This is a genomic window from Kocuria sp. CPCC 204721 (assembly GCF_040980945.1).
Lineage (GTDB): Bacteria > Actinomycetota > Actinomycetes > Actinomycetales > Micrococcaceae > Kocuria > Kocuria marina.
The window spans coordinates 166,954-182,800 of the sequence record NZ_JAVKPO010000005.1 but is presented as its reverse complement, the minus strand read 5'-3'; the positions used below and the strand labels follow the sequence as shown (position 1 = coordinate 182,800).

The following is a 15,847-nucleotide window of genomic DNA, read 5'->3' as shown; positions in this document are numbered from 1 at the left end:
AAATCAGAAGTATTTCTTCTCGAAATGCAATCGTGATGACCGTTGCGTGTGAGATACATCAAATTCCTGGGTGACCACTTACACTTTCTAGTGCGTCCCCCTGGCCGCTCGCCTTCCCCCCCACGAGTGGCTCCCCCCACACGCAGTAAAGGCTACGCGTATGATCTCCCCCCGAAAATCAGTGCTGCCCGCTGCCGTGACCGCCGCGGTCCTGGCACTGACCACCTTCATCCCCGCCACGGCGGCCAACGATCCCGCGGAGAACCTCAATCCCGAGAAGGGGAAAGTGGTCTCCGTGGAAACCCACGAACTCGAGACGGTTGTCAAGGACCCCCAGCTGCCCACGGCCCCACCCAAGACCGGTGACAAGAATCCCGGCGCGACCATGGGCCAGAAGATGAAGTCCATGGCGACCACGACCAACCTCTCGGAGGCGTCCGAGAAGGAACTCGACAAGGTGGCCGAGAACGTCCTCGGCCCTGAGGCGGCGAAACCCTCCGCCGCGCCGTCGACCGCGGCGCCGTCGCCCAAGACCCCCGCCACGCCGTCCGCGAGCGCGAACCCGAAGGCCACCGCGAGTGCCGCCGCGCAGGCCGCGGGCACCACGGGCATCGGCCCGGCCGGTTCCATGTCCCTCGTGATCCGGGAGAACAACTGGACCCCGACCGGGATCCAGGGCATGGACGTCTCCGGGTGGCAGCCTGCTGTGAACTGGAGCGCGGAATACGCCGCCGGCGCGCGCTTCGCTTACGTCAAGGCCACCGAGGGGACCGGTTATCACTCCGAGGCCTTCGACGACCAGTACACGGGCTCGTACGAGGTGGGCATGTTCCGCGGCGCGTACCACTTCGCGCTGCCCTCACAGTCCTCGGGTGCCGCCCAGGCGGACTTCTTCATCAACAACGGCGGCGGCTGGTCCTCGGACGGCAAGACCCTGCCCGGCCTGCTGGACATCGAGTACAACCCGTACGCCTCCCTGGGTGGCACGTGCTACAACATGTCCCAGCCGCAGATGACCGCGTGGATCAAGTCCTTCTCGGACCGCTACAAGCAGCGCACTGGTCGACTGCCCGCGATCTACACGACCGCGGACTGGTGGCAGACCTGCACGGGCAACACGGCGCAGTTCAACGACCACCCCCTGCACCTCGCGTCCTACGGCGTCATGGCACCCCAGTGGTACCCCAATGGCTGGTCGCGCTACGACATCTGGCAGTACACGGACAGCGGGCCCTTCTCGGGTGACTCGAACGTGTACGGCGGTTCGTGGGCGCAGCTGCAGGCCCTGGCGTCGTCGTCGAACTACAAACCGCTGGGCGGGCGCGCGACCGGCTACTCCGTGGCCGGCGGCATCGGCGCGATCTACCGCGCCACGGGCGGCGCCGCGAAGTGGGGCACCCCGGTGGGCCCCGAGGCCAACACCGCGAACGGCGGCCGGTACCAAGAGTTCGTGCGCAACGGCGTGAAGTCCACCGCGTACTGGCACCGCACCACGGGCGGGCACATGGTGCGCAACACGAGCAGCATCGGCGGGAAGTTCATCGGCGCCGGACGGGAACGCGGTTACGGCTTCCCGATCACCGAGGAGCGCTCGCTGGCGGGCGGAGCCTACCAGGTCTTCCGTACCCCGTCCGGTAAGTCCACCAAGCTCATGTGGTCCCCGCGCACGGGTTCGCGCGCGATCAAGGAGTACGGCGCGATCGGTCAGCGCTGGGCGAAGTCCGGTATGGAGCGCGGCCTGGGCTATCCCACGACCGACGAGTACCGCGCGGGCTACGAGATCCGTCAGCAGTTCTCCAACGGATACGTGATCGGGTACAACACCGTCTACGGCGGGACCCGGATCAGCCGGTTGTGATGCCGTGGTGTCCGGGGTGATGCGCCCCGGACACCACAACTCCCGAGCACGACGAAGGCCGGGGTGGCGTGTGCCGCCCCGGCCTTCGTCGTACCGGAAACCGCGTCGTAGCGGTCACCGGCGGTTGTCAGGAGCGGCCGTTGAAGAGGCTGGTGACCGATCCGTCCTCGAAGACCTCCTGGATGGCACGGGCGATCAGCGGGGCGATCGAGAGCACCTCGAGGTTCTCGAACTGGTGCTCCGGGGGCACGGGCAGGGTGTCGGTCACGGCCACCTTGTCCGCGCCGCACGAGGACAACCGCTCCACGGCGGGACCGGAGAACACGGCGTGCGTGGCCGCGATGATCACGTTCTTCGCGCCCTGGTCCTTGAGCACCTTCACGGCGCCGGTGATCGTTCCGCCGGTGTCGATCATGTCGTCGATGAGCACGCACGTGCGACCCTTGATGTTGCCCACGACCTCCTTGGACACCGCCTGGTTGGGCACGGTGATGTCCCGGGTCTTGTGCACGAACGCGAGCGGGGCACCGCCCAGGCGCTCGGCCCACTGCTCGGCCACGCGCACACGGCCGGTGTCCGGGGACACCACGGTCACGTTGTCCACATCCACCACGGAGCGCACGTAGTCGCTCAGCAGCGGGATGGCCATGAGGTGGTCCACGGGTCCGTCGAAGAAACCCTGGATCTGCGCGGTGTGCAGGTCCACGGACATCAGCCGGTCCGCGCCCGCGGTCTTGTAGAGGTCCGCGATCAGGCGAGCGGAGATGGGTTCGCGGCCGCGGTGCTTCTTGTCCTGACGCGCGTACGGGTAGAACGGGCTGACCACGGTGATGGACTTGGCGGATGCCCGTTTGAGGGAGTCCAGCATGATGAGCTGCTCCATCAACCACTGGTTGATGGGAGCGGGGTGGGACTGAATCAGGAACGCGTCCGCGCCGCGCACCGACTCACCGAAGCGCACGTAGGTCTCACCGTTCGCGAAGTCGTACGCGTCCGTGGGGACCAGTTCGGTGCCCAGCTCACGGGCGATGTTGTTGGCGAGCTCGGGATGGGCCCGACCCGAGAGCAGAACCATGCGGTTCGAACCCGTGTTGGTGATGCCGGTCATGTGAACTCGCTTTCCTTGAATTCCTGTGGATCACTGCTCGCGTGCCGTGCGCCCGGACTCAGGCGTGGTCGTCGCGGTCAGAGTCTTGAGCGGCCTGGGCCGCGCGTGCCGCCGCGGTTCCGGGACGGTGCTCCTGCACCCATCCTTCCACGATGACCTGCTTGCCCTCCGTGAGCACCAGGGCCCCGGCGGGGACGTCCTTGCGCACGGTGGTCCCGGCACCCGAGTAGGCGCCGTCGCCCACGGTCACGGGGGCCACGTACATGTTGTCCGAACCCATGCGGACGTCGTTGCCGATCGTGGTGTGGTGCTTGGCCACGCCGTCGTAGTTCACGAAGACCGAGGCCGCGCCGATGTTGGAGTTCTCCCCGATCGTGGCGTCCCCCACGTAGGACAGGTGCGGGACCTTGGAGCCGCGTCCGATCGTGGCCTTCTTGGTCTCCACGAACGTGCCGATCTTGCCGTCCTCGCCCAGGACCGTGCCGGGGCGCAGGTACGCGAAGGGGCCCACCGTGGCGCCCGCGCGCAGCTCGGAATCGCTGCCGTGGGTGCGCGTGACGTGCGCTCCGCGGCCCACGATCACGTCGGTCAGGGTGGTGTCGGGGCCCACGATGGCGTCCTCCGCGACCCGCGTACGCCCGTGCAGTTGGGTCCCGGGTAGCACGGTGCTGTCCGCCTCGAGCTCCACGGTGTCGTCGATCCACGTGGTCGCGGGGTCCACGATGGACACCCCGTTGCGCATGTGCATTTCCAGGGTGCGCTGGTTGAGGTAGTGCCCCAGTGCCGCGAGCTGGACGCGGTCGTTGGCGCCCTCGAGCTCCATGTAATCCGTCATCTTGAGTGCGTCCACGCGGTGGCCGGCCTCGCGCGCGAGACGCGGGACGTCCGTGAGGTACTTCTCCGCCTGGGCGTTGTCGGTGTCCACGCGGGAGAGCGCATCCCGCAGCACCGCGGCGTCGAACGCGAAGATCCCGGAGTTGACCTCGCTCACCGCACGCTCGGCGTCCGTGGCGTCCTTGAACTCCTTGATCTCGGCGAACTCGCCGCGCTCGTCCCGCAGGATCCGGCCGTACTTGCCGGGCTCGGGGTGATCGGCGGTCAGCACCGTCACGGCGTTGCCGTGGGAGTCGTGGTGCGCCACGAACTCGCGCAGCGTGTCCACCATGAGCAGGGGGACGTCCCCGTAGGTCACCAGCACAGTGCCGCTCACGGGGGTCTCGGCGTCGAGGACCTCGAGGCCCGCGTCCACGGCGGAACCGGTACCGGGGACGTCCGACTGGTCCGCGGTCAGGACCTCGGGATCCACGGCCGCGATGTGCTCGGCCACGAGATCGCGCTGGTGACGGATCACGGCCACGATGCGCTGCGGCGCGAGCTCGCGGGCCACCTTCAAGGCGTGGCCCAGCATGGAACGACCCCCGATCTCATGCAGGATCTTGGGGGTCTTCGACTTCATGCGGGTGCCCTTACCCGCGGCCAGGACGATGACGGCGGCGGGGTTCTGCCCGGTGCTCGCGGTGTCAATGGTGCTCACGGAGCAGACTCCTCTGGTTGCTCGTGAGGCGGTGGGGGCCATCTACGCCTCGATGTATCGTGCGTTCCGCCACTAGGACTCGAACCTAGACTCACGGCTCCAAAGGCCGGTGTGCTGCCAATTACACCATGGCGGAGCGTTGTCACCCGCGGGCGCCAACATGTGCGTGCGCCCGGAGGACGCACGAGACGTCACTTTATCATCTGCGTTCAGCGCGTCAGCACGAGCAGAACCCGCCCCGCTGCACGGTTCTCCTCGAATCCGGGGAGCCACCGGGACAGGGTCTCGGTGTCCTCCACGGTGATCCCACGCACGAGCACGGGGGCGCGTGCGGCGGCGCGGCGCACGTACTCCCACGCGGCGTTGTCGGCCTGTCCGGCGGCCCGGGAACGCGAGACGTCCCACGCCGTGGAGGTGACGTCCGGGGCGGTGACGTCCAGCGTGCCGTTGTCGTACTCGCGGTCCAGCAGGGCCATGAGCATGCCCACTTCCTCCACGATCGTGCTGTTCTGCACCATGAGCTTGACCTGGCGGTGGGACGCTGCTTCCGCGAGCGCGGCGAGCATCGAGTACAGCCGCCGCCGTTGCCGCCCCCGGTGCGCCACCCCGCCCAGGGCGAGCACGAGCCACCCGGCGCCCACACCGCGGCACAGCTCCAGGGCGTCGTCCACGGCCGCGAGCACGCCCTCGTCGGGGATGTCGTCGTCCACGGCCACGGGCGCGCGCAACAACAGGGGTTCCGCGCCGGCCTCGCGCAGGCGTAGAGCGGTCTGGCGGCGCACGAGCGAACCCATGTGCGGCCCCACGGGGTGGTCCCCGCCGATCGTGATCTCCACCGGCCCCGGGAACTCACGGATCCGGGCCACCGCCGCGGCGAGGCCCTGGGGATCGTCCAGGACGGTTCCCGCGGGCGTCTCCCCGCGTCCTGTTGCGTCGTGCATGCCACACAGTCTCGCACGCCCGCGGGGCGGGGGGACGACGCCGCGGCCCGTCGGTGCGCGCTTGTATCCTTGCCGGGTGGCTCATCTGATCGGCGGAGAAAACTTACATCTCGAGTACCCCACCAAGACCGTGTTCGACTCGGTCACCGTGGGGATCGACGAGGGCGACCGGATCGGGATCGTGGGTCGCAACGGGGACGGCAAGTCCACTCTCATGCGACTGCTCGCGGGGCGCATCGCACCGGACTCCGGGCGGGTGACCGTGCGCAGCGGGACGACCGTGGGCATGCTCGACCAGGCCGACACGCTGGACCCGGACCAGACCGTGGGCCACGCCGTGGTGGGGGACGTGCCCGACTACGTGTGGGCCGCGGATCCCAAGGTGCGGGACGTGATCTCCGGGCTCGTCTCGGACGTGGACTGGGACACCCCCGTGGGGCAGCTCTCGGGCGGGCAGCGCCGCCGGGTCGCGCTCGCGAGCCTGCTGACCGGCGACTGGGACGTGATCTTTCTGGACGAGCCCACCAACCACCTGGACGTGGACGGCATCACGTGGCTCGCGAAACACCTCAACAACCGCTGGTCCAGGAACGCCGGCGCGCTCGTGGTCGTGACCCACGACCGCTGGTTCCTGGACGCCGTGTGCACCGACACGTGGGAGGTCCACGACCGGATCGTGGAACCCTTCGAGGGCGGGTACGCGGCGTACGTGCTGCAGCGCGTGGAGCGTGACCGACAGGCCGCCGTGGTGGAGCAGAAGCGGCAGAACCTCATGCGCAAGGAGCTCGCATGGCTGCGCCGCGGGGCACCCGCGCGCACGTCCAAGCCCAAGTTCCGCATCGACGCCGCCAACCAGTTGATCTCCGACGTCCCGCCGCCGCGCGATTCCGTGTCGCTGTCCCGCATGGCGGTGTCCCGGTTGGGCAAGGACGTGGTGGACATCGAGGACGTGTCGGTGGAGTTCCCCTCCCCCGCCGTTTCCGGTTCCGCGGGTTCGTCCGGTCCGTCCGGCCCTTCCGCGGATGACGACGGCGCCGCGACTGCCGCTTCGTCGGGCGCCTCTTCGCCTGGCGCCTCCGGTCGGACACGCGTGCTGCAGGACGTCACGTGGTTGATCGCTCCCGGGGAGCGCACGGGCATTCTGGGCGTCAACGGCGCGGGCAAGTCCACGCTCCTGGGGCTCGTCACGGGTGCCGTGGAGCCCACCACGGGGCGGGTCAAGCGCGGGAAGACCGTCAAGATCGCAACCTTGACCCAGCAGCTCGCCGAGCTCGAGGACGTCGCGAACGACCGGGTCTCGGACGTCGTCGCCCGGAAGAAGACCTCCTACGTGACCGAGGGCAAGGAGATGACCCCCACCCAGCTCTTGGAGCGGCTGGGGTTCTCCTCCGCGCAGCTGAAGACCCCGGTCAAGGACCTCTCGGGTGGACAGAAGCGGCGCCTGCAGTTGCTGCTCATCCTGCTGGACGAGCCCAACGTGTTGATCCTGGACGAGCCCTCCAACGACCTGGACACGGACATGCTCGCCGCCATGGAGGATCTCCTGGACACGTGGCCCGGGACCCTGCTGGTGGTCTCCCACGACCGCTATCTCCTGGAGCGGGTGACCGATCAGCAGTACGCGGTAATCAACGGCCGGTTCCGGCACCTGCCCGGCGGGGTCGAGGAATACCTTAACCTCTCGGCGACCGCGGCGTCCGGCACCGCAGCCGGTTCCTCCGGAGCATCCAACCCGCTTGCGGCGTCCTCTTCCTCCTCTGGCACTGCCCTTGCCTCCGACGGTGCCGCCCCCTCCGAGCCGCGGCTGTCCGGCGCGCAGGCGCGGGCCGCGCAGAAGGAACTGGGCGCCGTCGAACGCAAGATGCAGAAACTCGGCGAGCAGATCGAGGCATTGGACGGGACCATGGCCGCCGCGGACCCCTCGGACTTCGAAGGGCTCGGCAAGCTGGCGGCGCAGAAGTCCGAACTGCAGGAGCAGCTGGACGAACTCGAGCTGCGATGGCTCGAGCTGGGCGAGGCGCTGGAGTAGACGAGCGAGCCGGAGCTCACTCGCTCCAGGGGTTCGCCTTGATGATCTCCACGAAGTTGTCGCGCTTGAATTCCGGGTCGAAGTGCTCCAGCACGTCCGCGTTCATGTTCCCGAACGTGGAGTGCGGGCGGTGCACGTTGGCGTCGTTGAACGCCTTGAGGATCTGATTCTTGAAGTCCGGGCGGGGATGGACCTCCACCACGGCCTGCCGTTGGGCGTCCGTGAGCTCGTCGAAGTGCATGCCCAGCACGTCCGTCTCCACACCCGCACTCACGAGCGCGATCTCCGGGGCCATGAACTCGGGCACCCCGGGGGTCGTGTGCAGCGCGATCCCGAGCCACGCGTTGTGCGCCCGCTCCTGCGACGCACCGCGTTCCAGGAGGAACTCGCGGACCTCGTTCGCGCCGTCCACCTCGAAACGCAGCATGGAGTCGGAGTAAGTATCCGTGAGGCCGCGATCGTGGAACATGGCCGCCGCATACAGCAGCTCGTGGTCCACGCTCAGGTCCTGGGCCTGCCCCACGAGCGCGCCGAAGAAGAACACGCGGCGGGAGTGGTGGTAGAGCAGGTCGTCCTCGTTGTCCCGGATGTACTCGGTGATCTCCCGGGCGAGTTTGCTGTCAGGGACGGAGATGCCGGAAATGGTGTCGGTCATGAGCTGACTCCTGTTCTGGGCGGGCCGTGCATGGGCGGGCAGGGGCCGCTGCAGCTGAGGAGCCGCGCTGCCCCACCTTTCCATTGTGGGCTCGCTGCACACCCGTCCGCCAGGTCCACAGTGACAGGAACCCCTCGGGTTCGGACATACTGAACACATGACAGCCCGCCATCACGTCGTCGTTCTGCTGTTCCCCGGGGTCACCCTGCTGGACGTCTCCGGACCCGCTGAGGTTTTCGCCGCGGCCAACTCCGCGGGGGCCGACTACGCGGTGCGCTTCGTCTCGCCGTCCGGCGGAGACGTCGAGACGTCGGTGGGCGCGCGGATCGCGACCGAATCACTCGCGGATCTGGAGGGCGCACCCCGGATCGGCACGCTGCTGGTGGCCGGTGGAGAATCCCTCGCCACGCGCCCGGTGCCGGACGGCGTCGTCACGGCAGTGCGCACCGTCGCCGACCATAGCGACCGCGTGGCGAGCGTGTGCACCGGGGCATTCGCGCTGGCCGAGGCGGGCCTGCTCGACGGACGCCGGGCCACGACCCACTGGCGTCACGCCGCCGAGCTGGCCCGCCGCTACCCGGTAGTGACCGTACGCCCCGACGAGCTGTACGTGCGCGACGGAGCCGTGGTCACGAGCGCGGGCATCTCGTCCGGGATCGACCTCGCCCTGTCACTCGTGGCCGTGGACCACGGGCGGAACTTGGCCCACGGCGTGGCCCGGGAACTCGTGGTCTACATGCAGCGCGCGGGAGGGCAGTCCCAGTTCTCGGCCGCGCTGGACTGGCCCGCGCCGTCGTCCGCTCCCCTGCGCGAGCTGTGCGCCGATATCGTGAGCGACCCCGCGGCCGCACCCCCGGTGGCGGAGCTGGCCCGGCGCGCGCACATGAGCGTGCGCCATCTGAGCCGGCTGTTCACCGCGGAGCTGGGCGTATCGCCGGGGAAATTCGTGGAAAAGGTCAGGGTCGAAACCGCCAAGTCTCTGCTGGACCGCGGGCACGGCGTCATGGACACCGCGCGACTGTCCGGCTTCGGCACGGACGAAACTCTGCGCCGCGCGTTCGTGCGGCACTTCGGCGTCACACCCAGCTACTACCGCGGCCGCTTCCCGACCGATCCAGTCCGGGAGCCTTACAGGTCCACGACCTCGAACTCGAGCAGCGACGCGCCCGTGGCCACCGGTTTGCGCTGACCCCCGGCGTGGGCGGCCTTGGCATTACCGTCCCGCCACGCCTCGAAGTCCTCCTGGGTGGCCCACGTGGTCACCACGAAGTAGCGGTTCTCCCCCGCGACCGGGCGCAACAGCTGGAACCCCTCGAAACCGGGCTCACCGTCCACCGCGTGCTTGCGCGCCGCGAACCGGGCCTCGAGCTCGGCGCCGGCACCCTCGGGGACCTCGATGGCATTGATCTTCACCACGGACATGACTGCCTCCTGTCGTTCGTCATCACTTCTCTCCCAGGCTAACGACGCCGCCTGACCGGTCACTGCGACGAGGCACCGGACCAGGCGGCGTCACCCGGCGACGTCGGACACGAGTTCGAACTCGGCGCGGCCCTCCGCGACGTCGGCCCGCACGAGACGCACCCGGACCTCTTTGCCGAGCGGCAAATCGGGGGCCTTGAGGGTGACCTCAACGGCGGGTTCGCGGATGATGATGGTGCCGCGAGCGCCGTCGTCCTTGACCTCCACCACGGTGGCCGTGAACTCCTCGCCCACGTGCGCGGACAGCGCCAGCGTCTCGACCATGTTCACGATCCCACGCTCGTACGCCGAGGCCTTGCGCGCGGACGCCTCCATCTCGGCCGGCAGCTGCGGCAGCGCCTCGAGCACCCAGTCGGGAACGGGGTTCCCGGCGCTGATCGCGAGGCACACCTCGCTCCCGTAGCGGTCCACGAGTCGGCGCAGCGGCGCGGTCACGTGCGCGTACGACGTCGCGATGGCCGAGTGTTCGCGATGCTCCGGGGCCGCGCCGTGGAACGCCTCGTAACCGGCCCCCCGAAACAACAGGGTGCACGCGTGCAGCATGGCCGCGTGGGTCCCGAGCTGCGGATCGAGTGCGCGCACGAATTCCGGGTAGCTGACGTCCTCGGGCCACGGGATGCGCAGGGCGGCCGCCGTGGCCCGCAGTTTGCGGATCGCGGAGTCGGCCGCGCGGGGCAAGATGCGCAACAGGCCCGTGCCGGCGTCGAGCATCAACTGCGCGGCGGCGATGCCCGTGAGCAGCGAGATCTGGGCGTTCCATCCCTCCACGGGCAGCGCACTGCGGTGGACCACGCGCCACTGCTCGTGATCGATCACCACTTCCTGCTCGGGGATGCGCAGGCTCACCCCGCCGCGTTCCCGTTCGATCCGTTCCCGTAATTGCCCCACGGTGCGCAACAGTGTGAGGGACGGGTCCGCGGTCCCCGCGTCCAGCCGATCCTGTACTTCTCGATAGGTCAGCTGGGCGCGGCTACGCACGAGGGCCCGCCGCACCGATGTGCTGCGGAGTGCGCCCTGTTCGTCCAGCCCCAGTTCCCACAGCACGGCGGGGCGCACGGTGCGCGGCAGCAGACTCGCGGCGTCCTCCGAGAGTTCGGGAGGGTGCAACGGCGTGCGCTGGTGCGGGGCGTAGAGGGTCTGGCCGCGGCCGTGGGCCTCGACATCGATCGGATCGCCCGGGTGCACGAACGCGGCGACGTCGGCGATCGCGTACCACACGGTGAAACCCGTATCCGCGGTGCCGATGAGCACCGCTTGGTCCAGGTCCCGGGAGCCCTCCGGGTCGATCGTGACGAGCTCGAGGTCCGTGCGGTCCAGAGACGGTAGGCGCGGTGCGGCGGCAGCGGCCACGGCGGCGGCGTGCACGGCCGGTGGGAAGTCGTCGGGGATGTTGAGCTCGTGACGCAGGGCCTCGAGTGCGCGCACGAGTGGCTCGGGAACGGGATGGACCTGCTGCGGACGGATGGCCAAGATTGACTCCTCACCCGGGGGCTCGGGGAGTGCACCGCCCGGGCCGGCCCAGACCTCGAAACCGTGGTGACGCGCCTACGTTGACCCGATTCTGCCCCGGGACACCCCGGCGGGCGGGTTCATTCGCGCGATTCGACCCGCGCGCCGGGCACGGGGCCGGCCACGGCAAGGGCGTGGCGGTGTTCCCGCACGAAGTCGAGCACGAGGCGGCGCGCGGCATCCCGCGAGCGCACCAGGAAACACACCGTGGGGCCCGACCCGGAGACCCATCCTGCGAGCGCACCCAGTTCCACGCCGTGGTTGAGCAGCCCCTCGAGTTCGGGTAGCAACTGGATCGCGGGGCCCTGGAGGTCATTGCGGATCCGGGCGGCGAGGGCATCGGGGTCCGCGTCGGCCAAGGCCGTGAGCACCGCGGTGGGGACGGGGGCGGGGGCGATGCCGGTGCGCGGGGCACTCCTCGTCGACGCGTTCGTCACCGTGTGGTTGGCATCCCACTGGCGGTACACGGCCGGTGTGGACAGGCCCTGGTCCTGGGGGACGAACACGAAATGCAATTGCTCCTCCGCAGCCACCGACTCCAACTCGGTTCCCGTGCCGCGGCCGATCGCGGCACCTCCCAGGAGCATGAACGGCACGTCGGCGCCCAGGCCGGCGCCCAGTCGGAGGAGTTCGTCCGTATCCATTGGGGCGATGCCCGCGTGGCGGGCCACGAGGTCGTTGACCGCCACGAGCGCGGCGGCGGCGTCCGCGGATCCCCCGCCCATGCCGCCGGCGACCGGCACGGCCTTGCGGACATGCAGCTCGAGTCCGGGCATGGGAACGTCCAGCGCCTCACACACCGCGAGCGCGGCCTTCACGGCCAGGTTCGTCCCGTCCAGGGGGACATCGGAGAGGCGGGCGGTTCCCTCGCTCACCATGCGGGCGTACTCGCTACCGCGCTCGGCCTCCACCGTGATGCGGATCCCCACCCCACGACGGGCGAGCGCGGGATTCACGGCGGCCGTCACGGTTTCCCGCAGGTCCACGGCCACGAAGAGGGTCTCCAGGGGGTGGTAACCGTCCGGGGTGGGGCTGCCCACGTGCAGCACGAGGTTCGTCTTGGCCGGGGCGCTCGCGCGGACCCGGGTCGGTGTGGGACTCATGGGTGCTCCCCCGGGTCGGTGGCAGGTACGTCGTTCACTCCGGACCGGTCTCGGGGCGCGGTCTCAACGGCTTCCGCGGGGCGCTCGTCCGGCGCCGTCCCAGTGGCAGACGCGGTTCGTGGAGTCGTGAGGTTCCCCGGAACTTCTCCGGGTCGGCTATCGGCTCCGGCCACTTCCTCCGTCCCCTCCGAACTTACCGTCCCGGCGGCCGCCGCGATCCGGGCGAAGTCGGCGACGTCGAGCCGCTCACCGCGCGCGGCGGGGTCCACACCGGCGGCGCGCAGGATCTCCTCGGCGCGGGCACCGGACCCCGCCCAGCCGCTCAGCGCCGCCCGTAAGGTCTTGCGACGCTGGGCGAATGCGGCGTCTACCACCGCGAACGTGTCCCGGCGCAGCGACTCGGCGACCGGGGGCTCGCGGCGCTCGAAGCGCACGAGCCCGGACGCGATCTTCGGGGCGGGCCAGAACACGTTCTTGCCGATCACCCCGGCCTTGCTCACGTGCGCGTACCAGGTGGCCTTCACGGACGGCACGCCGTACACGCGCGACCCGGGCCCGGCCGCCAATCGGTCAGCGACCTCGTCCTGGACCATCACGAGCCCGTGGCGCACGGTCGGGAAGGTCTCCAAAATGTGCAGCAGCACCGGCACGGCCACGTTGTAGGGCAGGTTCGCGACGAGCGCGGTCGGCTCGCCGGGCAGCTCACGCACGCGGGCGGCGTCGGCCTCCACCACGGACAACCGGTCCGCAGCGCTCGGGAAGAACCGTTCCACGGTCTGGGGCAGCTGCCGCGCGAGGGGCGGGTCGATCTCCACGGCCGTGACCGACGACGACGACGCCAACAGCCCCAGCGTCAACGACCCCAGGCCGGGCCCCACCTCCAGGACGTGTTCGTCCTGCCCCAGGTGGGCGGCGGCCACGATCCGGCGGATGGTGTTGGGATCGATCACAAAGTTTTGACCGAGCGTCTTGGTGGGGCGGATCCCCGCTTGCTCGGCGAGTTCTCGAATCTCGGCGGGGCCTAGGAGAGGGCCGTCGGTACTGGGCTCGGTCACCGGTCAATCCTACGTGGCGTGCCTGCGCGATCCGCACCCGCACCTGTGCCCGCGCCCCCGCCCCGCTCACTCCCCCATACCCGAACCTTCCCTCCCACCCTCATTGGGCCCCGCGGCAATCCCACTGCACAACACGTGTGCCCCAGAACGACACCGATCACCGGATATGGATGCCTTTTCGAGACACAGATGTGCGAGCGCGAGATCCTGCTGCCGGGAAACGGGGCACGACCCAGAGTTGGCGCCCCAACCAGGTGCGCCACTCGACTGAGCGGGCGGGATCTCGGAGATCATCGAACACGATGATGCGAAGTTTCCACCCCAGATCTCGGAGCACCTCGTTGCGATACATCTCGTTCTTGTACGCGTGGTGGTTCTCGCTGTGCACCCGCCCGTTGAACTCAATGGCTGTCTTGTGTTCAGGCCACGCGAGGTCGAGCAGGCTGTAACCCAGGCGTGTGTCCACGCGAAAGTTCATAACGGGACACGGCAGGCCACACGCCAACAGCATCAACCGCGTCAAGGTCTCCATGGGAGAAAGCGTGGGATATTGCGTGCTCTTCAATGCCGTGCGCACCGCCATGACCGCACGGGATGTGGGAGGCAGCGTCTCCAATGCCGAGTAGATGTCCGCCAGCGAGAGCGGCTCCCCGCAGGATTGAGACGTCCACGCGGGTGTCGAGTCCACCGGCCTCAGATCACGATGCACCAGCAACGCATCCAGTGCGGCGGTGAGTGCCCAGCGGGACATCATGGGCGCGGGATGACACAGCGCCCGATCCGCCCATCGATAGTGGGACCCGATCGGAATCCCAAGGACTTGTAGCGCGGTGATCCCCGTGATGCGGACGGACGATCCAGAGCAGTTGAGATGACGTTGCAGCAACATGGCCCGTTGCACGTGATCCGGGGGCGAATCGGCGCGGCACCACAGCCCGTGGGCCAGTTGATGCATCGAAGGATCACGGGTCAGCTGGTGTTTCCGCCGACCCAGTTCACCGGAAGTGGCCACGAGAGGTCGTGGGCCTCGGTAAGTGGCAGTGATTCGTGAGTCCATGCCAGGAATCTAGGAACGGACGACCTAAAAATCGGAGGGCCTGGACTGGATGGGGAGTGCGGATGACCTCACGCCCCCGATCTCGCAAACATCTGTGCCCCGAAACGACACCGGATCCGCCTCGCTCCTTGCTTTTTCGGGGCACAGGTGTGGTGCAGCCCGGTTGCCGCGGTGGGGAGGTGGGTGGGCTGGTTGTGGGAGCACGCAGGAGAAGCCACGTGGGCGCAGGGTGTGGGTGGGCATGGTGGATGGGGTGCGGGGCGGGGTGGGAGCCCCTCAGAACTGCCCGCACACCCGTTCCGAATTCAGAACTGCCCGTACACCCGCTCCGAGTTCTCCCAGATCCGCCGGCACAGCTCCTCGAGGTCCGTGTCCAGGATCTCCGCCATCCCCCGCACCGTGTAGTTGACCATGTACGGCGCATTGGGCCGGCCCCTGAACGGGTGCGGCGTGAGGAACGGCGCATCCGTCTCGCACAGCACGAGCCCCGGATCCGCTTCCCGCAGCGCTGCCTTGAGCGGTGCCGCATTCTTGAACGTCACGGTTCCCGCGAACGACATGTACCACCCGTTCTCGTTGCACAACCGCGCGAGCTCCGCGTCCCCCGAGAAGCAGTGGAACACCGTACGTTCGGGAGCCCCGGCATCACGGAGGATGCGCACCACGTCCTCGTGGGCCTCACGGTCGTGGATCTGCATGGCCACCCCGTGCCGCTTGGCGATCTCGATGTGCGCCCGGAACGACTCCTCCTGCACCGCCAACCCCGACTCCGGGGTGTGTACACGATCCATTCCCGTCTCCCCGACGCAGCGCACCCTACGCTGCCCCGCCAATTCATCGATCACCGCGAGCGCTTCGTCCAGCGAGCGCCCGCCCGTTGAGCCCGCGTCGCGTGCCCCCGTGAAACGCCCAGCCGCGGAAACTCCCCCTGGTCCATCGGACTCGAAGCGCCCCGCTCCGGACCCCTTCGCCGAGCCGTCACCCGCCGGAGCCGGTGCATCCAGGTCTCCGGAGACACCCGACCCGGCCAAGGTGGGGGCCTCGTTCGGGTGCAGCGCCACCGCGGCCAGCACCCTCGGAACCGTCTGCGCCGCTGCCACCGCGAATCGCGACGACTCCACGTCGCACCCTGCCTGGACCACCCCGCACACGGAGGCGTCCCTGGCCGTGGCCATCGCATCCACCACGGACACCCGTACCAACCCGTCCTGCATGTCCAGGTGGGTGTGGTTGTCCACCACGGGGTGCGGCAACGGCTCCGGCAGCGCAGGGAACGTGAGATTGCGACGTCGTCCTTGCGCATCCGTGTGCGCACGACGCTCCGTGCCCTCACCGTTGGGCACGTCGTCACCGGAATCGGCGACCGCGTACCGCTCCACGGTGTACGCCTCGGGCGTCTGTCCCGCCACGGGCTCGGGTCGGGCTGCGTGGTCCCACACGGATTCGGATACGGGTGTCTCGATCACCCCTCCACGATAGATGACGCGCTCCCGCCCGGCCCCGGGCAACCGCATCC

At 69.0% G+C, this 15,847-nt stretch carries 13 protein-coding genes and 1 tRNA gene; 3 read left to right on the top strand and 11 right to left on the bottom strand.

Going from position 1 to position 15,847, the window contains the following annotated elements:
• The first annotated feature begins 160 nt into the window (after positions 1–160).
• Positions 161–1,858, top strand: coding sequence for a GH25 family lysozyme (locus tag RF637_RS07200; protein ID WP_368844479.1), 1,698 nt, complete (start codon positions 161–163; stop codon positions 1,856–1,858).
• Positions 1,859–1,985: 127 nt separating this feature from the next.
• Here the strand turns inward: RF637_RS07200 and RF637_RS07195 are convergent, their stop codons facing one another.
• The 4 genes from RF637_RS07195 to RF637_RS07180 all read right to left on the bottom strand — a co-directional run bounded on the left by RF637_RS07195 (position 1,986) and on the right by RF637_RS07180 (position 5,441).
• Positions 1,986–2,966, bottom strand: coding sequence for a ribose-phosphate diphosphokinase (locus RF637_RS07195; RefSeq protein WP_064847154.1), 981 nt, complete (start codon positions 2,964–2,966; stop codon positions 1,986–1,988).
• 58 nt (positions 2,967–3,024) lie between these two features.
• Positions 3,025–4,542, bottom strand: a complete 1,518-nt coding sequence (gene glmU, locus RF637_RS07190; RefSeq protein ID WP_368836113.1) for a bifunctional UDP-N-acetylglucosamine diphosphorylase/glucosamine-1-phosphate N-acetyltransferase GlmU — start codon at positions 4,540–4,542, stop codon at positions 3,025–3,027.
• 22 nt (positions 4,543–4,564) lie between these two features.
• Positions 4,565–4,636: transfer RNA gene (locus RF637_RS07185), tRNA-Gln, on the bottom strand.
• Between the two features lie 73 nt (positions 4,637–4,709).
• A complete protein-coding gene (locus RF637_RS07180; protein WP_368844478.1) occupies positions 4,710–5,441 on the bottom strand; it encodes a hypothetical protein in 732 nt (243 codons plus the stop codon).
• Between the two features lie 76 nt (positions 5,442–5,517).
• On the opposite strand from RF637_RS07180, the gene RF637_RS07175 reads away from it, so the two are divergent.
• Positions 5,518–7,470 (top strand): ABC-F family ATP-binding cassette domain-containing protein, encoded by a 1,953-nt coding sequence (locus tag RF637_RS07175; protein ID WP_368844477.1) that lies wholly within the window; start codon positions 5,518–5,520, stop codon positions 7,468–7,470.
• A gap of 16 nt (positions 7,471–7,486) precedes the next feature.
• Here RF637_RS07175 and RF637_RS07170 read toward each other — a convergent pair whose 3' ends face one another.
• A complete protein-coding gene (locus RF637_RS07170) occupies positions 7,487–8,125 on the bottom strand; it encodes an HD domain-containing protein (protein WP_085106954.1) in 639 nt (212 codons plus the stop codon).
• A gap of 157 nt (positions 8,126–8,282) precedes the next feature.
• On the opposite strand from RF637_RS07170, the gene RF637_RS07165 reads away from it, so the two are divergent.
• Positions 8,283–9,314, top strand: coding sequence for a GlxA family transcriptional regulator (locus RF637_RS07165; protein ID WP_368844476.1), 1,032 nt, complete (start codon positions 8,283–8,285; stop codon positions 9,312–9,314).
• Here the strand turns inward: RF637_RS07165 and RF637_RS07160 are convergent.
• The 6 genes from RF637_RS07160 to RF637_RS07135 form a co-directional block, all read right to left on the bottom strand.
• Positions 9,254–9,547, bottom strand: coding sequence for an antibiotic biosynthesis monooxygenase (locus RF637_RS07160; protein ID WP_085106956.1), 294 nt, complete (start codon positions 9,545–9,547; stop codon positions 9,254–9,256). The two genes, RF637_RS07165 and RF637_RS07160, sit on opposite strands and share 61 nt — an antisense overlap.
• A 90-nt stretch (positions 9,548–9,637) precedes the next feature.
• On the bottom strand, positions 9,638–11,077 hold the full coding sequence (locus RF637_RS07155; protein ID WP_368844475.1) for an RNB domain-containing ribonuclease: 1,440 nt from the start codon (positions 11,075–11,077) through the stop codon (positions 9,638–9,640).
• A gap of 119 nt (positions 11,078–11,196) precedes the next feature.
• Positions 11,197–12,219: a 4-(cytidine 5'-diphospho)-2-C-methyl-D-erythritol kinase gene (locus RF637_RS07150; protein ID WP_368844474.1), complete on the bottom strand. Its 1,023-nt coding sequence runs from the start codon at positions 12,217–12,219 to the stop codon at positions 11,197–11,199.
• Positions 12,216–13,274: a 16S rRNA (adenine(1518)-N(6)/adenine(1519)-N(6))-dimethyltransferase RsmA gene (gene rsmA / locus RF637_RS07145; RefSeq protein WP_368844473.1), complete on the bottom strand. Its 1,059-nt coding sequence runs from the start codon at positions 13,272–13,274 to the stop codon at positions 12,216–12,218. The genes RF637_RS07150 and rsmA overlap by 4 nt, the downstream gene beginning before the upstream one ends.
• Before the next feature lie 157 nt (positions 13,275–13,431).
• On the bottom strand, positions 13,432–14,286 hold the full coding sequence (locus tag RF637_RS07140) for a hypothetical protein (RefSeq protein ID WP_368844472.1): 855 nt from the start codon (positions 14,284–14,286) through the stop codon (positions 13,432–13,434).
• 350 nt (positions 14,287–14,636) lie between these two features.
• Complete coding sequence (locus tag RF637_RS07135) at positions 14,637–15,797, bottom strand: TatD family hydrolase (RefSeq protein WP_131333280.1); 1,161 nt, start codon at positions 15,795–15,797, stop codon at positions 14,637–14,639.
• Between the last annotated feature and the right edge of the window lie 50 nt (positions 15,798–15,847).